Source organism: Meridianimarinicoccus zhengii, from assembly GCF_003254465.1.
GTDB lineage: Bacteria > Pseudomonadota > Alphaproteobacteria > Rhodobacterales > Rhodobacteraceae > Meridianimarinicoccus > Meridianimarinicoccus zhengii.
Genome location: NZ_QDFI01000003.1, coordinates 25,285 through 48,008 on the forward strand (window position 1 = coordinate 25,285; position 22,724 = coordinate 48,008).

The following is a 22,724-nucleotide window of genomic DNA, read 5'->3' on the forward strand; positions in this document are numbered from 1 at the left end:
CGTCTTCCTTTCAGTATCCACCCCGGCCGGGGATCCAGTCGGTGCCCGCCAGCGGCACGCCCGCCATCGCGGCGGCCTCCACCGTCAGCGCGCACAGGTCTTCGGGTTCAAGGTTATGCACATGGCTCTTGCCGCAGGCCCGCGCGATGGTCTGGCATTCCAGCGTCAGCACGTTCAGGTAATTCCGCAGCCGCCGCCCCGCCGCCACCGGGTCCAGCCGCGCGGCGAGCGCCGGGTCCTGCGTCGTGATCCCCGCCGGGTCGCGTCCCTCGTGCCAGTCGTCATAGGCGCCCGCCGTGGTGCCCATCGCCTGGTACTCGGCTTCCCATTTCGGGTCGTTGTCCCCCAGCGCGATCAGCGCGGCGGTCCCGATGGATACCGCATCCGCCCCCAGCGCCAGCGCCTTGGCCACGTCCGCCCCGGTGCGGATGCCGCCGGACACGACCAGTTGCACCTCCCGGTGCAGGCCCAGTTCCTGCAAGGCCCGCACGGCGGGACGGATGCAGGCCAGAGTCGGCTGGCCCACATGTTCGATGAACACGTCCTGCGTCGCCGCCGTGCCGCCCTGCATCCCGTCCAGCACGACCACGTCCGCACCCGCCTTCACCGCCAGCGCCGTGTCGTAATAGGGCCGCGCGCCGCCGATCTTGACGTAGATCGGCTTTTCCCAGCCAGTGACCTCGCGCAGCTCCAGGATCTTGATCTCCAGATCGTCCGGCCCGGTCCAGTCCGGGTGCCGGCAGGCCGACCGCTGGTCGATCCCCTGCGGCAGATCCCGCATCCCCGCGACCCGTTCGTTGATCTTCTGGCCCAGCAGCATGCCGCCGCCGCCGGGCTTCGCCCCTTGCCCCACCACGATCTCGATCGCATCGGCGCGACGCAAATCGTCCGGGTTCATGCCATAGCGCGAGGGCAGGTACTGATAGACCAGCCGTTCCGAATGGCCGCGCTCTTCCTCCGTCATGCCGCCGTCGCCCGTGGTGGTGGACGTCCCCGCCAGCGTCGCCCCGCGCCCCAGCGCCTCCTTCGCCTGACCCGACAGCGACCCGAACGACATCCCCGCGATGGTGATCGGGATCGCCAGCTCGATTGGCCGCGATGCGTGCCGACCCCCCAGCGTCACGCTCGTCCCGCAGGCCTCCCGGTACCCTTCGAGCGGGTAGCGCGAGATCGACGCGCCCAGGAACAGCAGATCGTCGAAATGCGGCACGCGCCGCTTCGCCCCGCCGCCGCGAATGTCATAGATGCCGGTCGCCGCTGCGCGCCGGATCTCGGCGTTCACCTCCGCGCTGAAGGTCGCGCTCTGGCGGGGCAGGGTCTTCGGTCGTTCGCTCATCGTCCTGCCCTCAATACGCCGCGGCGTTGTCGATATCGAAATGGTAAAGCTTCCGGGCCGACCCGTAGCGGCGGAACGACGCCGGATCGGCGTCCACCCCCGCCTTGGCCAGCAGTCCCGACAGCAAATCCAGATGCTCCGCCCGCATCTCCTTCTCGACGCAGTCGGTGCCCAGCGATGCCACGCAGCCGCGCACGAACAGCCGCGCCTCGTAAAGACTGTCCCCCAGCGCGTCGCCCGCGTCCCCCAGCACGACCAAATTCCCCTTCTGCGCCATGAAGGCGGACATGTGCCCGATGTTGCCCTGCACCACGATGTCGATGCCCTTCATGGAAATCCCGCAGCGCGACGCCGCGTTGCCGCGCACCACCAGCATCCCGCCGCGCCCCGTGGCCCCCGCATACTGACTCGCGTCGCCTTCGACGACGACCATCCCCGACATCATGTTTTCGGCCACGCCGGGCCCTGCGGACCCCGCCACCGTCACGGTCGCCGCCTTGTTCATGCCCGCGCAGTAATAGCCCGTGGAGCCCCGCACCGTGACCGACAACGGGCCGTCCAGCCCCACGGCGACCGCGTGCGACCCGCGCGGATTGATGACCTCGAACCCGTCATTCCCGCGCGCCTTCGCCGCCGCCTGCAAGGTCGCGTTCACCTCCCGCAGGCGCATCTGTGCCATGTCCAGAACCGTCATGCCGCGCGCTCCCAGATATAGACCCTGGCCGGTTCCGGTTCCCACACCCGCGCGGCGTCGATCCCCGGCAGATCGGCGAAGGCGCGGTATTCGCTGGCGAAGGCGACATAGTCGGCGGTCTCCGCCATCACGGCGGGCTTGCAGGCGATGGGGTCGCGGACCACGCCGAACCCCGTGCGCGTGCCCGCAACGAAGGTGAAGAACCCGTCGAGATCCTGCAGCGTGCCCTCTAGCGCCTCCCCCAATGTCGCCCCTTCGGCCAGCTTGCTGGAGATATATGCCGCCCCCACCTCCGTATCGTTCTCGGTGCGCGTCACCACGCCCTTGCGCGCCAGCCGCCGGCGCATGTCGTTGTGGTTCGACAGCGACCCGTTATGCACCAGACACTGGTCCGCCCCGGTGGAGAACGGATGCGCGCCCAGCGTCGTCACGGCGCTTTCCGTGGCCATCCGCGTGTGCCCGATCCCGTGGGTGCCGCCCATGTCCCGCAGCCCGAACCGTGCAGCGACGTCGCGCGGCAGGCCGACCTCCTTGTAGATCTCCATCGCCGTGCCGCTGCCCATCAGCCGCAGGCCCCGCGCCTCCAGCCAGTCCTGCGCGGCTTCTGCGTGCTCCGGCGGCACGGCGAGTACCGCATGCGTGTCCACCACCCGCACACCGACCGGCGCCCCCAGTTCGGCCCCGAGTGCCGCCTCCAGCCCGTCGAAGTCGGCCGCCGGGTCCGCCGCCTGCACGGTGATCTTCACCGCCGCCCCCGGCGTTCCGTAAATCGCGATCCCGGCGCTGTCCGGGCCGCGGTCGGTCATGGTCACGAGCATGTCGGTCAGCATCGCGCCCAACCGCGGCTGCAAGTCGTCGTTCTTGAGAAAGAGGCCCACAATCCCGCACATGGGTGATCGTCTCCGTTGTTATGGTTGCCGATTGGCATGGCGCGACATTCGGAGAAATAAAAATTCTTCGCAAGAAACAAAATGACGATGCGGTCGCGCGGGCCGGGCCGGTGGATGCCACGATTTCGGGCGATATGCCTGCGGATTGCGCAGGAATGGGATCGCGCGCCGTGTGCCACGGCGCGCCAAACCCCTTGCCCCCCGCGTCCGGCTCGGCTCATCCTGCGCGCAACGCCTGCCGCAGACGCAGGCCACGCACCGGGAGGAGACAGAGATGGAACGACAGGGACAGCCCCGCATCCGGCTTGGCATGGTCGGTGGCGGCGAAGGCGCCTTCATCGGCGGCGTGCACCGCATGGCCGCGCGGCTCGACGACCGTTTCGCGCTGGTCGCGGGCGCGTTCAGTTCCGACGCCGACCGGTCGAACCGCTCGGGCGCGGCGCTGGGGATCGACCCATCCCGCGTCTATGACGATTTCACCGCGATGGCGAAGCGCGAGGCGCGGCTGAAGGACGGGATCGATGCCGTTGCCATCGTCACCCCCAACCACATGCACGCCCCTGCCGCGCGCGAATTCCTGCGCCGGGGGATCCACGTGATCTGCGACAAGCCCCTGACCGCCTCGCTGCCCGAGGCGAAGAAACTGGCGGCGACCGCTGCGAAATCCGACGCGCTGTTCATCCTGACCCACAACTATACCGCCTATCCGATGATCCGGCAGGCGCGCGAGATGGTGGCGGCGGGCGATCTGGGGCGCATCCGCGTCGTGCAGGTGGAATACCCACAGGACTGGCTGACCGAGGCCATCGAAGCCACGGGCCAGAAGCAGGCGTCGTGGCGCACGGACCCCGAACGCTCCGGGGCAGGGGGCTGCGTGGGCGACATTGGCACCCATGCCTACAACCTCGCGCGGTTCGTGACCGGGCTGGGGCTGGAACAGCTGTCGGCGGAACTCACCACCTTCGTCGAAGGCCGCCGTGTCGATGACAACGTCGCCGTCATGCTGCGCTTCGACGGCGGCGCGCGGGGCATGCTCTGGGCCAGCCAGGTCGCGGTCGGCCACGAAAACGGCCTGCGTCTGCGGGTCTATGGCGACCGCGGCGGGATCGACTGGGCGCAGGAAAACCCCAACGCGCTGACCTTCGCGCCCTTCGGCGAACCGCCGCGCCGGATCACGCGCGCAGGCCCCGGCGCGGGGGCCGGGGCGGGGGCGGGGGCGGTCAGCCGTATCCCGGCGGGTCACCCCGAAGGCTATCTCGAAGCCTTCGCCGCGCTCTACGCCGAGGCCGCGGACGCGATTCGCGCCCATGCCGCAGGCACGGCCGCGATGGGCCTTCTGCCGGGCATCGCGGACGGGGTGGAGGGCATGGCCTTCATCGACGCCTGCTTGCGATCCTCGTCGCGCAACGGCGCGTGGGTTTCGCTGGCGCTCTAGGCACTTGGACCTTCGGAATGGCGCCTCGGCGCCGGCGTTCAGCGGATTTCCGTGCGCCGGCGCAAAGTTTTCGCTTGGTCTGAGGTACGTCCCTCATCTATGCTGAACGCGACCTGGAACGATGGCGGGACAACGCGCCGCTCAGGCACCGTTAGGGAGGAGAGACATGACACGGAACGCACTCTGGGCGGCGACCGCCCTCACGGCGCTTGCGGCACCCGCAGCAATGGCCGAGGAACTGACGCTCTGCTGGGCCGCATGGGATCCGGCCAACGCGCTCGTCGAACTCAGCAAGGAATTCGAGGCCGAGTCTGGCCACACCATGCGCTTCGAATTCGTGCCCTGGCCGAATTTCGCCGACCGCATGCTGAACGAACTGAACTCGCGCGGGCAGCTCTGCGACCTCCTGATCGGCGACAGCCAGTGGATCGGCGGCGGCGCGGAAAACGGCCATTACGTCAAGCTCAACGATTTCTTCGACGCCGAAGGCATCAGCATGGACGATTTCATCCCGGCCACTGTCACCGGTTACGCCGAATGGCCGAAGGGGACGCCGAACTACTGGGCTCTTCCGGCATTCGGCGATGTTGTCGGCTGGACCTATCGCAAGGACTGGTTCGAACGCCCCGAACTTCAGGCGGCGTTCGCGGAGGCTTATGGGCGTGATCTCGCCGTTCCGCAAAGCCTCGCGGAACTGAAGGACATCGCCGAGTTCTTTCAGGGCCGCGAGATCGACGGCACCACGGTATATGGCGCCTCGATCTATACAGAGCGCGGCTCCGAGGGGGTCACAATGGGTGTGACCAACGCGCTGTACAATTTCGGCTTCCAGTACGAAAATCCCGACGCCCCATACGAGTTGGAAGGATACGTCAACTCGCCGGGCGCCGTCGCGGGGCTTGAATTCTACAAGTCGCTCTACGACTGCTGCACACCGCCGGGGTCGTCGAACTGGTACATGTCCGAAAGTGTCGACGCCTACAAGTCCGGGCAGGTCGCGATGCAGATGAACTTCGCATTCATCTGGCCCGGCGTCCACGCCGATCCCAATGTCGGCGGCGACAAGTCTGGCTACTTCCCGAATCCGCAGGGGCCCGCCGGTCACTATGCACAGCTTGGCGGCCAGGGTATTTCCGTGGTTTCCTACTCGGACAGTCAGGACGCGGCGCTTCAATACATCAAATGGTTCGCCCAGCCTGACGTGCAGTCCAAGTGGTGGAATCTCGGCGGATATTCAGCCCTGCGCGCAGTGGTCGAGGATCCCGATTTTGCCACAAGCCAGCCCTATGCCCAGACCTTTCTCGATTCGATGGCAATCGTGAAGGATTTCTGGGCTGAGCCAGCCTATGCCGAACTGCTGCTGGCCATGCAGGATCGCGTACACACATACGTGATTGCCGGGCAGGGCACCGCGCAGGAAGCGCTCGACATGCTGATCGAGGACTGGACCGAAACCTTCGAGGACGAAGGCAAGCTCTGACAGCCCGCGACGGGACGCCCCGGGCCTGACCCGGGGCCGCCTGCCGCCTGCCATCGCACGCACACCGGCCAGAGGTCCCGGGTCAAGCCCGGGACATCGGCAGAACCGCGCCCGAGGGGTCGCCATGACCGACACGCCCGCTGCAACTCCGGCCGACAGGCTCGCCCGCGCGACCCCGCCAAGGGTTGCCCGCAAGATCCGCGGCCTGTCGGACCGGGCCATCGCGTGGATCTTCGTGGCACCCACGATCTTCCTGCTGCTGGCGGTCAACATCTTCCCGCTGATCTGGACGATCAACCTCTCGTTCACCAACTTCCGCGCCAACCGCAACCGCGAGGTCGAATACATCGGGTTCCGGAACTACGAGCGCATCCTGACGGACAGCGACATCTGGCTGACCATGCAGGCCACGGCGCATTTCCTGTTCTGGACCATCCTCATCCAGGTTCTGATCGGCTTCACGCTCGCGTGGCTCATCAACCGGAAATTCCGCGGCAACGACCTGTGGACCACGATCATCGTGCTGCCCATGATGCTGTCGCCCGCCGTCGTGGGCAATTTCTGGACCTTCCTCTACCAGCCGCAGATCGGCCTGTTCAATTACGTCGTGTCCTTCTTCACCGGCGCCGACCCGTCCTCGTTCTCCATGATCGGGCAGGTGAACCTCGCGCCCTGGGCCATCGTCATCGTGGACACCTGGATGTGGACGCCCTTCATCATGCTGATCTGCCTTGCGGGGCTCAGGTCCATCCCCGATTACATCTACGAGGCGGCCGAGGTCGACCGCGCCTCGCCGTGGCGGCAGTTCTGGACCATCACGGTGCCCATGGCGCTGCCGTTCCTGATGCTCGCCGTGCTGTTCCGGGGCATCGAGAATTTCAAGATGTTCGATCTCGTGGTGCAGCTCACCGGGGGCGGGCCGGGGTCAGTGACGGAACTCACCTCCATCAACCTCAAGCGCGAGGCGTTCGAGAAATGGCGCACCGGCTATGCCTCCGCCTATGCGGTGATCCTCTTCGTGACCGTGTTCGGGCTGGCGTCCATCTACGTCAAGGCGCTCAACAAGGTGAAGGAGCGGTGAGGTCAATGGGTGTGTGTCGTATGTCCATGGACGATTTCCGACAGCAAACCCTTGCTGCCCGGAGAAACGAGGTCGTAATGCGCGACCGATCGCGTGGCGACCAGTTCAGCCTCGTCGGGGTGAATATGTGCGGCCGCGTAATCCTCACCGGCAAATGCCTTGAGCGCGTCGAGATCCCGCCAGACCATGACGAAGACAAATGCGTTCGGCGTATCCATTCGCGCGGCGCCAGGAAGCACGGCCAGCAGACCGTCCACGGTGCGCATCAAGGGAATCGCGGTACCGTGAAAGAACGCGGCGAAGGCCGCCTCCTTTCCGGGATGGGTCGTCACCTGGAACAGTCGAAGTATCATGGCTTCCTCCCCGTCGCCGACGCCGTCGGTCATGACGCCAGCATAGCACGTCACGGCTTTCGCGACATGTGGACAGGACGCCCAGTGACCGCACGCGCGCAGGCGCGGAGGCTGTCATGAGCAGCTATTCCGTCACTGCTGCCAGCCCCGCGCAGAAATGGCTCGCCGGCACGCTGGTCATCGCCTACGCGCTCATCACGATCATGCCGCTTCTGTGGATCATCGCCACCGGGTTCAAGTCGCCCTCCGACGCCATCGCCTATCCGCCGAAAGTCACGTTCGAACCGACGCTGGAAGGTTACGTCAACCTCTTCACCACCCGCACCCGCGTGACCCCGGAAACGCTGGAACAACTGGGCGAACCGACCACGTGGTACGACCGCATCGTGCGCCAGTACGACATGGTCATCGCCGGGCCGTCCCGCTTCGGGGAACGCTTCCTCAACTCGGTCATCATCGGCTTCGGCTCGACCTTCCTGTCGGTCTTCCTCGGCACACTCGCGGCCTATGCATTCTCGCGCTTCAAGGTGCCGCTCAAGGACGACCTGCTGTTCTTCGTGTTGTCCACCCGGATGATGCCGCCCATCGCCGTCGCCATCCCGATCTTCCTGATGTTCCGCACGCTCGGGCTGTCCGACACCCATGCGGGCATGATCCTGCTCTACACGGCGGTGAACCTGTCGCTCGCCGTCTGGCTGCTGAAAGGCTTCATCGACGAGATTCCCCGCGAATACGAAGAGGCCGCGCTGATCGACGGCTACACGCGCTTCCAGGCGTTCTACAAGGTCGTGCTGCCGCAGGCCGCGACGGGCATCGCCTCCACCGCGATCTTCTGCCTGATCTTCGCGTGGAACGAATACGCCTTCGCGGTGCTGCTGACCTCGGGCAATGCGCAGACCGCGCCGCCCTTCATCCCGACCATCATCGGCGTGGGCGGGCAGGACTGGCCCGCCGTCGCCGCCGGGGCGACGATCTTCCTCGTGCCGGTGATGGTGTTCACGATCCTGCTGCGCAAGCACCTGCTGCGGGGGATCACCTTCGGGGCGGTGCGGAAATGATCGCAACACGCGGCATCCCTGGGCTCTGCCCGTTCCGACCTGAAACGCGCCTCCGGAGCGTTTCCAAGTCGGTCTTCGTCCTTCGGGGCGGTGCGGAAATGACGGGCCCCATGACCGATCCCGCGCCGACCAGAGTCATATGCGAGTCATATGCGAGTCATACGCGATTCATACACCCGTTTTCCGCCGCCGGAGGCCCCCATGCGTGACTTCCTCAGCGGCCTCGCCCGCCTCCGCCGCGGCCCGTGGGAAGCCGTCGCCTCCGCACTGATCGGGCTCGGCGTGGTGATGCTCATGCAGCCCTTCGTGATGGTCGCCTACACCTATTCCTTCATCGTGACGCTGACCGGGACGGTGATGTTCCTCATCGTGTCCCACTTTCCCGAGTGACCCATGGCCCGTATTGAAATCAGGAACTTGCGCAAGGATTTCGGCAGTTTCAACGCCGTGAAATCCTCCAGCTTCGTGATCGAGGACGGCGAATTCTTCATGCTGCTCGGCCCGTCCGGCTGCGGCAAGACCACCACGCTGCGGATGATCGCGGGGCTGGAGCTGCCCACCTCGGGCGAGATCCTGATCGACGGCGAGGAGGTCAGCCAGCGCCCCGCTTCCCAGCGCGACATCGCCTTCGTCTTCCAGATGTTCGCGCTCTACCCCCATATGAACGTCCGCCGCAATATCGCCTATCCGCTTGTTTCCCAAGGGCTTCCCAACGCGCAGGTCACGGCGAAGGTGGCCGAGGTCGCCCGCATCCTCGGGATCGAGGACATCCTCAACCGCCCCGTCGGTGGCCTGTCCGGCGGCGACCGGCAGCGCGTCGCCCTTGGCCGCGCCATCGTCCGCGACCCCAAGGCCTTCCTGATGGACGAACCCTTGGGCGCGCTCGACGCCGAATTCCGCGAACGCATGGCCGAGGAGTTGCGCGCGCTCCACGACCGCATGGGCGCCACCACCGTCTACGTCACCCATGACCAGCTCGAGGCGATGCAGATGGGCGACAAGATCGTCGTGATGAATCATGGGGTTGTGGAACAGTTCGGCGTCCCCCAGGACATCTATGACTGGCCCGCGTCGCTGTTCGTCGCCGATTTCATCGGCTCGCCGCCCATGAACGTGCTGCGCTTCGACGGGGCCGTCTCGCCGGGTGACGGGGCCGTCACGCTGGGCGACGCCCGCTTCGACATCCCCGCCCTGCGCGAAGGGGCCAACGGCACGCTCGGGCTGGGCGTGCGGCCCGAACACATCCGGCTCGACGACGCCGCCCCCTATCGCGGGGTGGTGGAAGCCGTTGAATACCTTGGCACAACCCAGATCGTGACGCTGGACACGCCGCATGGCGAGATCAAGGCGCGCACGCCCTCCGACCAGCCCGTGCAGGCGGGTGCACGCACCGGCATCGCGCTCGACCCGCGGCGGCTGAGCCTCTTCGACACCGCCACGGGCCGTGCGCTGCGCTCGGCCGGCAACGAAAGGGTGCTCGCCCATGGCTGAAGTCACGCTGTCCCACATCACCAAGCGTTTCGTGCGCGAAACGGCCTTGTCCGACGTTTCGCTGACGATCCCCGATGGCAGTTTCGTCGTGCTGCTCGGCCCCACCGGCGCGGGCAAGACCACGACTCTGCGCCTCATCGCTGGGCTCGACCGGCCCGACGCGGGCGACATCACCATCGGCGGCGCGTCGGTGCTGGATCTGACGCCCGCACAGCGCGACGTGGCGATGGTGTTCCAGCAATACTCGCTCTACCCGCACATGACCGTGCGCGAGAATCTCGCCTTCCCGCTCCGCTCCCCCGTCCTGCGCACGCCCGAGGATGAAATCACCCGCAAGATCGCCGAAGTGGCCGAGGTCCTGCACATCGCCCACAAACTCGACAACAAGGCGACGGCCCTGTCGGGCGGCGAGATGCAGCGGGTGTCGATCGGACGGGCACTGGTGCGCGACCCGCAGCTGTTTCTGATGGACGAACCGCTGTCATCGCTCGATGCGAAACTCCGCTCAGATCTGCGGGTGGAGCTGAAACGCATCCACGCCGCCCTCGGCGCAACGCTCCTTTACGTGACCCACGACCAGATCGAGGCAATGACCATGGCGACGCATGTGGGCGTGCTGGATCGCGGGCGGCTGGTACAGTTCGGCCCCCCGCGCGAGATCTACGAGAACCCGGTGAACCTGACCGTGGCCGGGCGACTCGGCCTGCCGCGGATCAACGCGCTGCCCGCGGACCTCTTTCCCGGCGCGCCCGCTGGGGCGGCGACAATCGGGCTTCGCCCGGAACACATCGTTCATGGCGAGGGACAGGCGGCGCAGGTCACACGCGTCGAACATCTGGGCGACCAGACGCGCCTGCACCTGTCCCTTGCCGGGCATGACATCGTCACCCTGACCGACCCGCACACCGACCTTGCGTTGGGCGACAGCCTCGCCATCGCGCCCCGAAACCCGCTCTATTTCGCCGCCGACGGCGCCCGCATCGCCTGACCCGAAAGGACCGACCATGACCCAGTTCATCAACACCCGCGACACGGTCGTGACCGAGGCGATCGACGGGCTGCTGCGTGCCGCAGGCGGCAGGCTGGGGCGGCTGGACGGGTACCCGCACATCAAGGTCGTGCTGCGCACAGACTGGAACCGGGACCGCGTGGCGCTGGTATCGGGCGGCGGGTCCGGCCACGAACCGGCCCATGCGGGCTTCGTGGGGCAGGGGATGCTGGCGGCGGCGGTCTGTGGCGACGTGTTCGCCTCGCCCTCCGTGGATGCGGTTCTTGCGGGGATCCTCGCGGTGACCGGCCCGGCGGGCTGCCTGTTGATCGTCAAGAACTACACCGGCGACCGGCTGAACTTCGGGCTGGCGGCGGAACGGGCACGCGCCTTCGGGCTGAAGGTCGCCATGGTCATCGTCGATGACGACGTGGCCCTGCCCGACCTGCCGCAGCCGCGCGGGGTGGCAGGCACGCTGCTGGTGCACAAGATCGCGGGCGCGCTGGCCGAGGACGGCGCGGATCTCGACACCGTCGCCGCCGCCGCGCAGGGCGTGATCGACGGGGTCGTGTCGCTGGGCATGTCGCTGTCGACCTGCACCCTGCCGGGCGCGGCACGCGAGGATCGCATCCCCGCGGGCATGGCCGAACTGGGCTTGGGCATCCATGGCGAGGCCGGGGTGGAACAGGTCCCCTTCGCCGATGCGCGCGGCGCGATGGGCATGGTCGCCGACCGCTTGGCCGGGCACCTGGACGCCGGGCCGCATGTGGCGCTTCTGAACAATCTCGGCGGGGCGACGCCGCTGGAAATGTCGGTACTGGCCGAGGAACTGCTGGCCTCCGGCATCGGGACGCAGATCGAAAGCCTCGTGGGGCCGGGGGCGCTCATGACCTCGCTCGACATGCGCGGGTTTTCCGTGTCGCTCCTGCCGCTCGACGACGCCCGCCGTGCGGCGCTGGCCGCCCCGGTGGCGCCCGCCGCCTGGCCCGGCTGCAACCCGGTGAGTGCCGTGGACGTGCGGCCGCTGCCCGACGGGCTGGTGCCGATCAAGCCGATGCCGTCGGCCGATCCGGCCCGCCGGGCGTATCTGGCGAAATGCTGCTCGCTGTTCATGGGCATGGAATCCGACCTGAACGCGCTCGACGCGAAATCCGGCGATGGCGATACGGGTTCGACGCTGGCGGGCGCCGCGCGGGCGCTCGACGCGGCACTCGACCGGCTGCCGCTGGCGGATCTCACGCAGCTCTACCGCGCCATCGGGCTGGAGCTGAGCCAGACCATGGGCGGCTCGTCCGGCGTGCTGCTGGCGATCTTCTTCACCGCCGCGGGGGACGCTGCCGCCAGCGGGCACGGCCCCGTGGCGGCGCTGCGTGCGGGGCTCGACCGTGTGCAGCAGGTGGGTGGTGCAAATCCCGGCGACCGGACCATGGTGGATGCGCTCATGCCCGCGCTCGATGCGCTCGACGATGGCTACGGGCCGGCAGCGGCGGCGGCGCGCGCGGGGGCGGATCGCACCGCCACGATCACCCGGGCCAAGGCCGGGCGCGCCAGCTATGTCGGGGCGGACAAGCTTGCGGGCCACAACGATCCGGGCGCCGAAGCCGTCGCGCGCCTGTTCGAGATGCTCGCGGCGGGCTGATCCGCCGCACGGTGTCCGCTTGACGGGCGGTCGTCCGCTGCGCTGCGGCGGGTGGACGTGCCATCCCGGCGCTGCTAGGCTTGTCCGGCATTCAGGGGACGGACATGACTTTTTCGAGTCTCGACAGGCATTTGCAGACGGCCCTTGTGTGGCTTCTGGCCCGTCCCCGGCCCCAGAAGCGGGCCATCCAGCTTTGCGCGGACGTCCTGATCCTGGCCGCGTGTTTCCTGCTTGCATTGTTCCTGCGACTGGAAAGCTGGAGCAGCGCGCTGACGCCGTCGGCCTGGGTGGTCTTCGGGATTTCCCTGCCTTTCTCGCTCGCGGTGTTCGTGCGGCTCGGGTTCTACCGTGCCGTCATCCGGTACATCAGCGCCCGCGCGTTCCGGGTGATCGCCATCGGCGTCGGCCTGTCGGCGCTGGTGATGTTCCTGTCGAGCCAGCTTCTGGGTCTCTGGCTGCCGCGGTCCGTCCCCTTCCTCTACGCGCTCCTCGCGCTTGTCAGCGTCGGCGCGATCCGCTTCGTGATGCGCGGGATCTACCGGTCCCATAACGGACGCGGGCGGCCCAATGTCCTGATCTACGGCGCGGGGGATTCGGGGCGGCAGTTGTTCCATTCGCTGCACCACAGCCGCGAATACCGGCCGGTCGGGTTCGTCGATGACGACCCGGCCCTGCGCAATGCCGTCGTCGGTGGTCTGTCCGTGTTCGGACGCGGCGACATCGCCCATTTGATCGACGAACTGGACGTGCAGGTCGTGCTGCTGGCCATTCCCAGCGCGTCGCGGGACGAGCGGGCGGAACTGATCGCCTTTCTGGAACCGCTTCCGGTGCGCGTCCAGACCATTCCGGGCCTTCTGGACCTGATCTCGGGCAAGGCATCCATCGGCGAGATCCGCGCGGTGTCGGTGGAGGATGTGCTCGGCCGCGACCCGGTGCCCCCGCAAGCCGACCTGATGGCCGCGAACATCGCCGGCAAGTCGGTGCTGGTGTCGGGCGCGGGCGGGTCCATCGGCAGCGAGTTGTGCCGTCAGATCCTCAACCAGGCCCCGGCCCGGCTGGTGCTTCTCGATATCAGCGAATACGCGCTCTATGCCATCGAACATGAACTGGCCCCGCGCGCGGCGGCCGCGGGCGTGGACCTCGTGGCATTGATCGCCAATGCACAGGACCGGGCGCGCGCGGAATGGCTCATGCGCCGGTTCGGCGTCGACACGGTGTTCCACGCTGCCGCATACAAGCATGTGCCGCTGGTGGAACAGAACATGATCGCGGGCGTGCGCAACAACGTGTTCGGCACAATGGCCATGGCGGACGCGGCGCAGGCTGCGGGTGTGGGGGCCTTCATCCTTGTGTCGACCGACAAGGCGGTGCGCCCGACCAACGTGATGGGCGCGTCGAAACGGCTGGCCGAACTCGTCTGCCAGTCACGGGTCGATGGGCCGACACTGTTCTCCATGGTGCGCTTCGGGAACGTGCTGGGGTCCTCCGGGTCGGTGATCCCGCTCTTTACCCGGCAGATCGCGGCGGGCGGGCCGGTCACGGTGACCCATCCCGACATCACCCGGTATTTCATGACCATCCCCGAGGCGGCGCAACTGGTGATCCAGGCCGGGGCCATGGCGCGCGGTGGGGATGTGTTCCTGCTCGACATGGGTGATCCTGTGCGCATCGTCGATCTCGCGGCGCGGATGATTCGGCTGTCCGGGCTGGTGCCGGTGTTCGGTGATGCGGAACCGGCAACGGATGGCAGCGTGCCCATCGTGTTCACGTCCTTGCGACCCGGCGAGAAGCTTTACGAGGAATTGCTGATCGACCGTGATTGCGCAGAGACCTTGCATCCGCGCATCCTGACGGCCCGCGAGCGCAGTCTGACCCCGGTGCAGCTTTCGGTCCATCTCGACGCTGTGGCGCGGGCCTGCGATGCCAACGATCTGGATGCCCTGCGCACGGCCCTGCGCATGGCACCCACGTTCTACGATCCGCGCGACGCGATCGCCGACTTGACCGGTCACGCCGAACGGGAACGCGCCGATGTGGCCTGACGTGATGTGGCCGGAATGCAAGTGCGCCCAAACCACAGGCCCGCTGCATTTGCGTGTGACCATCATACCGGGTAAGCGAACACGATACCGTGCCGCCGCCAAGACGCACAGCCAGCCCATCGGAAACCCAGTCACGTGAACCAGACGCGCTCTCTCAGTCCTCGTCCGTCGCCGATTACGGCGGTGCCGTCCGGGCAGGATCAAGTCAGGCCGGCCCCCGCGGCGGACAAGGATGACGAAATCGACCTGCTGGCGCTTCTGGCGACCCTCTGGCGGGGGAAGTGGTGGATCGCGCTCGTCACGTTTCTGGCCATGGGTGTCGGCGGTTACTACGCCTTTATCGCGGCAACGCCGCTGTATACCGCCAGTGCCACGGTCGTGCTCGACAACCGCGAAGAGCAGGTCGTCGATCTTCAGAACGTCATGTCCGGTCTGTCGGGCGATCAGGCGACGGTGAATACCGAGGTCGAGGTGCTGCAATCGCGCGGGCTGGCGCGAAAGCTTGTGGACGAACTGTCCCTTCTCGACGATCCCGAATTCAACGCGGCGCTGCGGCCAACCGCGCGGTTCTCGCTTGGAACAGTGCTCTCGTTTCTCGGCCTGTCGTCCCCGTCCGAACTGGACCCGCAGCAGACCCTCGACAAGACGATCGACAATGTCCTGGCGGCGACCTCCGTGTCCAATGTCCGGCAGAGCTACGTGTTCCGGGTGACCATGGTGACGGAATCGGCGCGCAAGTCCGCGCTGATGGCGAACACGCTGGCCGAAGTATACATCGAGGACCAGTTGGCGGTGAAATACGCCGCCACCGACGGCGCGGTGGAATGGCTCGCCAACCGTGTGAGCGAATTGAAGATCGAGGTGGAAGAGGCCGAGCAGGCGGTCAAGAACTTCAACGCCAGTACCGATCTCATCAGCCCCGAGGCGCTGGAGGCGCTCAACCGCCAGTCCAAGGACATCCGCGCCCGCATCGACGAAGCCGAACTCGCGCGGCTGGCGGCGCAGGACCGGCGCATCACGCTGACGGCGGTGCGGGATACCGGTGACCGGGTCGTCATGGCACAAACGGCCGACGATCCCACACTGACCCGCCTGGTGGATCTGCCCGACGGCGACGCGGCTTTCGACGCGCGCATGGACACGCTGATCCAGCGCGCGGCGCTGGACCGGGACCGGGCGGAGGCGCAGCGCCGCGCGCTGGAAGCGTCCCTTGAAAGCCTGAACACCCGTATCGAAGCCCAGTCCGAAGACCTCGTGCAGCTCCAGCAGCTGCGGCGGGAGGCCGAGGCGACGGCGACGATCTATACCTTCTTCCTCAATCGCCTCAAGGAAACCGAGGTCCAGCGCGGCATCCAGCAGCCGGACAGCTGCGTTCTGTCCGAAGCCGTGGTGCCGACCGCGGCATCCGCGCCGCGCAAGCCCTTGGTGCTGGCGCTGTCCATGATGCTGGGCCTGATGGCCGGTTCGGCGCTTGTCCTTGGCCGCGAGGCGATGCAGAACACGTTCCGCAGTTCCGAGGAACTGGCCGAAAGCTCGGGCATGCGTGTGCTGGGAACCATCCCCCGCATCCCGGCGCGCAAGCGGCGCATGGTCGTGGACTACATCCTGTCCAAGCCTGCCTCGAACGCGGCGGAAGCGATCCGGAACCTGCGCACGTCGCTCATGCTGTCGAACGTGGACGCGCCGCCGCAGGTCATCCTGTCCACGTCCTCGGTGCCGAGCGAGGGCAAGACGACCCTGTCCATCCTGCTTGCGCACAATCTCGCCGCCCTGGGCAAACGCGTGTTGCTGATCGAAGGCGACATGCGGCGGCGCGTGTTCAGCAGCTATTTCGATATCGACAAGGAAGTTGGCCTTGTGGGTGTGCTCACGGGCGAAGTGCCGCTCGACCAGGCGGTCACGCATAACGCCGCCTTGGGAATCGATGTGCTGCACAGCGAGAAGCCCAACGCGAACGCGGCGGACCTGTATTCGTCCGACCGGTTCGCGGCGATGCTCGACGACATGCGCCACAGGTACGACGTGATCATCGTCGACACGCCACCGGTTCTCGTGGTGCCAGATGCGCGCGTCGCCGCCCGCCACGTCGATGCGGTGGTCATGTCCGTGCGCTGGGACCATACCCACAAGGCGCAGGTGCGCGCCGCGCTCGAGATGTTCTCGAGCGTCGGGATCAAGGTGACGGGACTCGTTCTCGGACAGGTCGACCCCAAGGGGCTGAAGCGCTATGGGTATGGCCAGTATGGCGGCTATGGTCAGTATTACGGTGGATATCACCAGAACTGACCGCGACAGGGCTGACCAGAGGACAGGATGATGTTCGCGAAACTCTTCGGTCGAAGTGCCGACAAGAAGCGCACGACCACGACATTCGACGCGCAGCCGGAACCCGATGCCAAGGTACTTGCGGTCGGGGACATACACGGGCGCGACGATCTGCTCGCGCGGTTGCTGGACCGGATAGCAGCAGACGATCCCGGCGTGCCGCTGGTGTTCCTGGGCGATTACGTGGATCGCGGCGAACACAGCGCAGCGGTGCTGCGCCGGGTGGCCGGGCTTGCGGACCAGTGGTCCGGACCCGTGATCGCGCTGATGGGCAACCATGAACGCATGATGCTCGATTTCATCGACACGCCGGAGGACAGCGCAGGCCGCTGGTTGCGCAACGGCGGGTTGCAGACGCTTGCAAGTTTTTCCGTGGGTTGCATCACCGACCAGCCGACACCCGACGATGCCCGCGACGCGGCCGACCGCCTGCGCGGTGCCATGGGCGGTGACCTGATCGCATGGCTGGGCGGGCTGCCGCTGCAACACGCCAGCGGCAACGTGCATTTCGTCCATGCCGCCGCCGATCCGTCGCTACCGATGGCCGCGCAGGAGCCGCGCACGTTGTTGTGGGGGCATCCGGCCTTTGCCGCGACGCCGCGCGAGGACGGGCAATTCGTGGTACACGGTCACACGGTCGTGGACGCCCCGGCCGTCACCGCGGGCCGTGTCGCGGTGGATACCGGGGCCTGGTTCACGGGCCGCCTGACCGCGGCGCGCATTGCACCCGGCGAGATCGGTTTCATGTCATGCTGAGAATGCCGCGCCACCATGGGGGCTGATGGCTGGCCGCGCAGGGTGCTCCTGGTCGGTGCCGTACTGGTCGCGTGGCCGGTCCACGCGCAGGAACGCGGCCCGGGCTATTCACTTTACGGCACGCCGGGTCTTGTGGACATGCCCACGGGTTTCGCCGCGCCGGACGCGGATCTCGCCACCACGATCGGCGGGTTCCGCGGCGATCTGCGCACGACGCTGACCTTTCAGGTCACACCGCGCATCTCGGGCAGCTACCGCTACGCCGGTCTGGACGAGAACACCTATACCCCGACACTCGGGCGGCCCTCTGACCGTCTGGTCTTCGACCGCAGCTTCGACTTGCGTCTGCTCGTGCTGCCCGAAACGGAGCTGCGGCCGGCAATCACGGTCGGGCTTCAGGATCTCGCGGGGACGGGCAAGCTCAGCAGCGAATACATCGTCGCCAGCAAGCAACTGACCCGCGTGATGGATGTCACTGTCGGGCTCGGCTGGGGGCGGCTCGGCAGCTACAACAGCATCGGGTCCACGGGCACAAGGTCGCAGGACACCTTGGGTGAAGGCGGCGTGCCGAGCTATGACCAGTGGTTTCGCGGCGACGTCGCGCTGTTCGGCGGGATCGGCCTGCAACTGTCCGAGCGGGTCAGGGCGGAGCTTGAATATTCCTCGGACGCCTATGCCGATGCCGTCGCGGGCGGGGAGCTTGACCGGCGCACACCATGGAACGCCGGGCTGGAATACCGTTTCGATGGCGGCACGCGGCTTTCCGTCATGGCCCTGCACGGCGACAAGGTCGCGGCACAATTGACCTTCGTGACCAACCCCAAAGCCGCCCCGTTGGCTGGCGGACGGGAGGAGGCGCCGCTGCCCGTCATCCGCCGGACGCCCGAGGCCATCGCGGATACAAGCTGGACCGAGGCCCCGGCGCCCGGCATCGCCGACGCGCTCGCGGCGGCGCTTGGGCGCGACGGACTGGTGTTCGAAGGGCTGGACCTGTCCCCGCGAAAGGCGACGCTGCGGTTCGAGAATCCGCGCTTCGGCGCCCCGGCGCAGGCGCTTGGCCGGGCCGCGCGCAGCATGGCACGGGTGCTGCCCGCGTCGGTAGAGGTGTTCGAACTGGTGCCCGTGTCCGACGGGCTGGCACTGTCCACGGTTACCCTGCGGCGCAGCGATGTAGAGGATTTCGAATTCCGCGACGCGGACGCCATGAACGCGCGTGTTGCCGTTCAGGACGCGGCCGCCACGGCCCGGCCCATCGCCGAAACCCGCTATCCGGCGTTTTCGTGGTCGCTGGAACCCTATGTGCAAACGGGCTTCTTCGATCCGGACCGGCCCATCCGGCTGGATCTGGGTGTGCGGGCGCGCGCGGCCTTCCGTCCCACGGCGAACACGAAGATCGCGGGCGCCGTGGTCAAGCGCATCGCGGGGAACCTTGCGGACACGCCCGCGGACAATTCCGGCGATCTTCCGCCCGTGCGCACGAATTTCCCGAGCTACCTGACCGATGGCGATCCGGGTATGGAATACCTGACCGCGGCGGTCTTCTCGCGTCCGGCGCCCGATATCTATGCCCGCGGGACAGTCGGCTATCTGGAAAGCATGTTCGGTGGTGTTTCGGCCGAGGTGCTCTGGAAACCCGTGGACAGCCGCCTCGGCATCGGGCTGGAGCTGAACCGCGTGCGCCAGCGGGATTTCGACCGCCGCTTCGGCTTCCAGGACTACGAGGTCACGACCGGCCACCTTTCGGCCTATTACGATTTCGGCACCGGGATTTACGGGCAGATCGATGCGGGCCGATACCTCGCCGGGGATGAAGGCGCGACCTTCACGCTGGCGCGGGAATTCAACAATGGCTGGCAGGTCAGCGCCTTCGCCACCTTCACCGACGCCTCGGCCGAGGATTTCGGCGAAGGCAGCTTCGACAAGGGCATCCTGCTGCGCATTCCCACAAGCTGGGTCGCAGGGCAGGCGGACCGGTCGAGTTTCAACCTCGACCTGCGGCCGATCCAGCGCAATGGCGGCGCCCGCCTGAACGTGCGCGACCGGCTCTATCCCAAGGTCCGGGATTTCCATCGCGCGCGCGTGGACGACAGCTTCGGAAGGTTCTGGCGATGACGCGGAAGGGAACAGCCTTGTTGCTGTGTCTGCTGGCGGGCTGCGGGTCGACCGGCGACGTGAACGCGCGCCGGGACCTGTTCCTGTCGGGACTGGAGGCACTCGATCCGCGCGCACCCGAACCTTTGACGATCGCAGAGGTCCGCAGCTTCATCCCGACCGCGCTGGAGCGGGTAGAAGGGGGGCTGGTTCTGGTGGAGCAGCCGGATGCCGACCGGGCCGAGTTCTTCAGCGTAGCCGGGCGGAATGGCAGCATCGTGACCTACGGCTCGGACAGCCAGACGACGATCGCACTGGATGGCCCGGTCATGGTGGCGACCCGCGGCTTCGGCGACGACATCATGTCGGCGGATGTGGACGTTTTGCCAGAGCTTCTGGCGGCGCGGCAAGGCGGCAGCTACTCGCGAGTTCTGCGGTATCTCGATGGCGAGGATCGAACGACTTCCATCCGGCTGGATTGCAACCTGCGCCCGACGGACCCGGCAAACTCCAACTTCATCGAATATTGCGGCACAGCCGAGCTGGAATTTCGCAATGTCTATCAGGTCGACGGCGGGCGGGTTGTCCTGTCGGTGCAGTGGCACGGGCCCTTGAACGGGTATCTGACCATCAACCACCTTCGCTGAGATGCGAAAGGCCCGCCGGAGTTTCAGCGGGCCCTTTTTCGTTATTCTTGTGCGGCTCAGTTGGTGCTGGTGGCCGTCGCGGTCGTGTTGCCGGAATCCTGACCGTTCTGCACGACAGCGGCACCGATCAGCACGCTTGCGCCGGCAATACCCAGCCCGGTACCGACACCGGCACCCAGCCCAAGCCCGGTTCCAAGACCAGTACCTGCTCCTGCGCCGCCGCCAGAAGCCGCTGCGCCTCCTCCGGCCTGCTGCGCGACTGCGCCGGATGCCCCGGTGAATGCGACAAGAATGGCGGCAATGGCAAGTTTCTTCATGACGAGATCTCCTGGTAACGGGCCGATTCAACCCATGCAATCTCCGGCAGAATTGCACGAAACCTCGGCTCGGCCAAGGGACTGCGTACAGATTTTTGCGAAAGACCCGCGACACGGTACGACCTTAGCCTCATTTGGGGCCATGCGGCGCGCGTGCTACGCTCGAAGCATCTCGTAATGCAGGACTTGCCCATGCCTCTTACAGTATCCGATCAGGCCCAGGCCCAGCCGCGCACCAAGTTCAGGACTGCGATGATCATCGACGATCATCCGCTGTTCTGCGACGCGCTGTCCATCGTGCTGAAAATGGTGGCGGGGATTGGCACGGTGGATACCGCGGAAACGCTGGGCGCGGCGCTGGATCATCTGGCCCAGGGGCGCGTGCCGGATGTCATCCTGCTCGACCTCAACCTGCCGGATGTCAACGGCCTCGACGGGCTGATGCGGCTCCGGGCGCGGGCGCCGCGGCTGCCCATTGTCGTGGTGTCGTCCATGTCCGACAACCGGATGATCTCGGCCACGTTGCAGGCGGGGGCGTCGGGTTTCGTGCCCAAGCACAGCCAGCGCGACGTGTTCCAGCGCGCGTTCTCCGCGATCGAGGCCGGTGATGTTTATACCCCCGACAGCTACATCGATCCGGGAACCCGGTCCCGCGACCATGACGACGATGCCGTGCTGCGGTTGTCTTCGCTCACGCCGCAGCAGGCGCGCATCCTGCGGTTGATCTGCGACGGCAAGCTGAACAAGCAGATTGCTTTCGATCTGTCCATCGCGGAAACCACGGTGAAGGCCCATGTGACCGCGATTATGCGCAAGCTGGGTGTGCAGAGTCGCACGCAGGCGGTGCTGATCGCGCAGCAGGCGAAATACGCGCATCTGCTGCCGGACGCCTGACACCGGTCCGCGGCGCCGCAGCATGAGGATGACGGAATGACCATGTCACCGGACAGAGTATCGGTCACATCCGGAGTTGCGCAGGGCTATGTGCGCCGCGCGACCGTTCCCGCGAACGAGCCGGGTGGGATCGGGCGGCTTGCGGCGGAACTGGGACCGGGGCTTGCGCAGGTGTTCCTGTTCATCGATGCGGAAGCCGATTTCGACGGGATCATCGCCGAGGCGCAGCTTGCCTTCGCCCCTGCGCATGTCGTGGCCTGCACGACCGCCGGCGAGATCTCCGGCAATGGCTATACCGAGGGCGATATCGTGGCGGCAGCCTTCCCCTCCGCGCATTTCGCCACCTCGCCGATGTTGGTGACCGATCTCGACCGACTCGATGCATCCGAATTCGTGGGGGAAGTGATTCGCACGCGAATGGCGCTCGATACCCGTGCGATGGACTTCGCCCACGCCTTCGCCTTTCTCGTGGTCGACGGGCTGTCGCGCTGCGAGGACTACCTGATGGCGACGCTGGCGTCGGGCATGTCGTCCATGCCGGTCTTCGGCGGATCGGCGGGCGATGGCGTGCGGTTCGACCGGACGCGCGTGGCATTTGACGGGACGAGCTATCGCAACGCCGCCGTCATCACCTTCGTGCGCACTGCCTGTCCCGTGCGCGTCTTCAGCCTCGACCATCTCGAACCAGGGGATGTGCGCATGGTCGTGACCCGCGCGGACCCCGGGCAGCGCATCGTGTGCGAGATCAACGCCCGGCCTGCCGCCCGTGAATACGCCCGCATCCTCGGCAAGAACCCCGATTACCTGAGCCAGTTCACCTTTGCCGCCCATCCGCTGGTGGTGCGCGTGGGCGGGCGCCATCATGTCCGCGCGATCCAGCGCGTGACCGAGGACGGGGCGCTGGTGTTCTTCTCGGCCATAGACGAAGGGCTGGTTCTGACACTGGCGAGGGTGGGCGACATCGCCGGGCATCTGGAACAGGCGCTGGACGAGCTTGCGGCGGATGGCCCCATCGACACGATCCTCGCCTGCGACTGTATCCTGCGCCGCATCGAAGCGACGCAGAAGCAGGCCGCGCGGCGCGTGTCCGATCTGCTGAGTGCCCATAACGTGGTGGGGTTCAATACCTATGGCGAACAGGTGGGCGCGAAGCATGTCAACCACACGATGACCGGCGTGGCGATCTATCCGCCGGGGACGGGCTAAG

Annotated in this window: 20 protein-coding genes; 15 read left to right on the top strand and 5 right to left on the bottom strand. The window is 66.8% G+C overall.

Features of this window, described 5'->3' with window-relative positions; translation table 11 throughout:
- Window positions 1–10: 10 nt before the first annotated feature.
- From DDE13_RS01490 to DDE13_RS01500, 3 genes are read right to left on the bottom strand one after another with little or no spacing between them, the layout of a single operon-like run.
- Window positions 11–1,336, bottom strand: a complete 1,326-nt coding sequence (locus DDE13_RS01490) for an FMN-binding glutamate synthase family protein (RefSeq protein WP_111400982.1) — start codon at window positions 1,334–1,336, stop codon at window positions 11–13.
- Between the two features lie 10 nt (window positions 1,337–1,346).
- The gene (locus DDE13_RS01495; protein WP_111400983.1) at window positions 1,347–2,030 is read right to left on the bottom strand and encodes a GltB/FmdC/FwdC-like GXGXG domain-containing protein; all 684 of its coding nucleotides are present in this window, start codon (window positions 2,028–2,030) and stop codon (window positions 1,347–1,349) included.
- A complete protein-coding gene (locus tag DDE13_RS01500) occupies window positions 2,027–2,920 on the bottom strand; it encodes a class II glutamine amidotransferase (RefSeq protein ID WP_111400984.1) in 894 nt (297 codons plus the stop codon). The genes DDE13_RS01495 and DDE13_RS01500 overlap by 4 nt, the downstream gene beginning before the upstream one ends.
- A gap of 274 nt (window positions 2,921–3,194) precedes the next feature.
- On the opposite strand from DDE13_RS01500, the gene DDE13_RS01505 reads away from it, so the two are divergent.
- The 3 genes from DDE13_RS01505 to DDE13_RS01515 all read left to right on the top strand — a co-directional run bounded on the left by DDE13_RS01505 (window position 3,195) and on the right by DDE13_RS01515 (window position 6,916).
- Window positions 3,195–4,355, top strand: a complete 1,161-nt coding sequence (locus DDE13_RS01505; RefSeq protein ID WP_235868538.1) for a Gfo/Idh/MocA family protein — start codon at window positions 3,195–3,197, stop codon at window positions 4,353–4,355.
- Window positions 4,356–4,521: 166 nt separating this feature from the next.
- Complete coding sequence (locus tag DDE13_RS01510) at window positions 4,522–5,835, top strand: ABC transporter substrate-binding protein (RefSeq protein ID WP_111400985.1); 1,314 nt, start codon at window positions 4,522–4,524, stop codon at window positions 5,833–5,835.
- Window positions 5,836–5,959: 124 nt separating this feature from the next.
- Entirely contained in the window at window positions 5,960–6,916 is a 957-nt protein-coding gene (locus tag DDE13_RS01515) for a carbohydrate ABC transporter permease (RefSeq protein WP_111400986.1), read from the top strand.
- 2 nt (window positions 6,917–6,918) lie between these two features.
- Here the strand turns inward: DDE13_RS01515 and DDE13_RS01520 are convergent, their stop codons facing one another.
- Window positions 6,919–7,302, bottom strand: a complete 384-nt coding sequence (locus DDE13_RS01520; protein ID WP_328587830.1) for an antibiotic biosynthesis monooxygenase family protein — start codon at window positions 7,300–7,302, stop codon at window positions 6,919–6,921.
- 83 nt (window positions 7,303–7,385) lie between these two features.
- Between DDE13_RS01520 and DDE13_RS01525 the strand changes: the two genes are divergently transcribed.
- From DDE13_RS01525 to DDE13_RS01570, 10 genes are all read left to right on the top strand, one after another.
- A complete protein-coding gene (locus DDE13_RS01525) occupies window positions 7,386–8,327 on the top strand; it encodes a carbohydrate ABC transporter permease (protein WP_111400987.1) in 942 nt (313 codons plus the stop codon).
- A gap of 201 nt (window positions 8,328–8,528) precedes the next feature.
- Window positions 8,529–8,717 carry a hypothetical protein gene (locus DDE13_RS01530; protein WP_111400988.1) on the top strand — a complete coding sequence of 63 codons (189 nt, stop codon included), beginning with the start codon at window positions 8,529–8,531 and terminating at the stop codon, window positions 8,715–8,717.
- Between the two features lie 3 nt (window positions 8,718–8,720).
- Window positions 8,721–9,818, top strand: coding sequence for an ABC transporter ATP-binding protein (locus DDE13_RS01535; RefSeq protein ID WP_111400989.1), 1,098 nt, complete (start codon window positions 8,721–8,723; stop codon window positions 9,816–9,818).
- Window positions 9,811–10,806: an ABC transporter ATP-binding protein gene (locus tag DDE13_RS01540; RefSeq protein ID WP_111400990.1), complete on the top strand. Its 996-nt coding sequence runs from the start codon at window positions 9,811–9,813 to the stop codon at window positions 10,804–10,806. The genes DDE13_RS01535 and DDE13_RS01540 overlap by 8 nt, the downstream gene beginning before the upstream one ends.
- A gap of 16 nt (window positions 10,807–10,822) precedes the next feature.
- Window positions 10,823–12,445, top strand: coding sequence for a dihydroxyacetone kinase subunit DhaK (locus DDE13_RS01545; RefSeq protein WP_111400991.1), 1,623 nt, complete (start codon window positions 10,823–10,825; stop codon window positions 12,443–12,445).
- A 104-nt stretch (window positions 12,446–12,549) separates the two neighbouring features.
- Entirely contained in the window at window positions 12,550–14,487 is a 1,938-nt protein-coding gene (locus DDE13_RS01550) for a nucleoside-diphosphate sugar epimerase/dehydratase (RefSeq protein ID WP_111400992.1), read from the top strand.
- A 135-nt stretch (window positions 14,488–14,622) separates the two neighbouring features.
- Window positions 14,623–16,773, top strand: a complete 2,151-nt coding sequence (locus tag DDE13_RS01555) for a GumC family protein (protein WP_235868539.1) — start codon at window positions 14,623–14,625, stop codon at window positions 16,771–16,773.
- 30 nt (window positions 16,774–16,803) lie between these two features.
- On the top strand, window positions 16,804–17,568 hold the full coding sequence (locus DDE13_RS01560; RefSeq protein WP_111400994.1) for a metallophosphoesterase: 765 nt from the start codon (window positions 16,804–16,806) through the stop codon (window positions 17,566–17,568).
- Between the two features lie 42 nt (window positions 17,569–17,610).
- On the top strand, window positions 17,611–19,680 hold the full coding sequence (locus DDE13_RS01565; RefSeq protein ID WP_162630823.1) for a YjbH domain-containing protein: 2,070 nt from the start codon (window positions 17,611–17,613) through the stop codon (window positions 19,678–19,680).
- Window positions 19,677–20,306 carry a YjbF family lipoprotein gene (locus DDE13_RS01570; protein ID WP_111400996.1) on the top strand — a complete coding sequence of 210 codons (630 nt, stop codon included), beginning with the start codon at window positions 19,677–19,679 and terminating at the stop codon, window positions 20,304–20,306. Before DDE13_RS01565 ends, DDE13_RS01570 begins: the two co-directional genes overlap by 4 nt.
- A gap of 56 nt (window positions 20,307–20,362) precedes the next feature.
- Here DDE13_RS01570 and DDE13_RS01575 read toward each other — a convergent pair whose 3' ends face one another.
- On the bottom strand, window positions 20,363–20,623 hold the full coding sequence (locus tag DDE13_RS01575; protein WP_111400997.1) for a hypothetical protein: 261 nt from the start codon (window positions 20,621–20,623) through the stop codon (window positions 20,363–20,365).
- Between the two features lie 192 nt (window positions 20,624–20,815).
- On the opposite strand from DDE13_RS01575, the gene DDE13_RS01580 reads away from it, so the two are divergent.
- On the top strand, window positions 20,816–21,517 hold the full coding sequence (locus DDE13_RS01580; RefSeq protein ID WP_111400998.1) for a response regulator: 702 nt from the start codon (window positions 20,816–20,818) through the stop codon (window positions 21,515–21,517).
- A 36-nt stretch (window positions 21,518–21,553) separates the two neighbouring features.
- Window positions 21,554–22,723 (top strand): FIST N-terminal domain-containing protein, encoded by a 1,170-nt coding sequence (locus DDE13_RS01585; protein WP_235868540.1) that lies wholly within the window; start codon window positions 21,554–21,556, stop codon window positions 22,721–22,723.
- Window position 22,724: the final 1 nt, after the last annotated feature.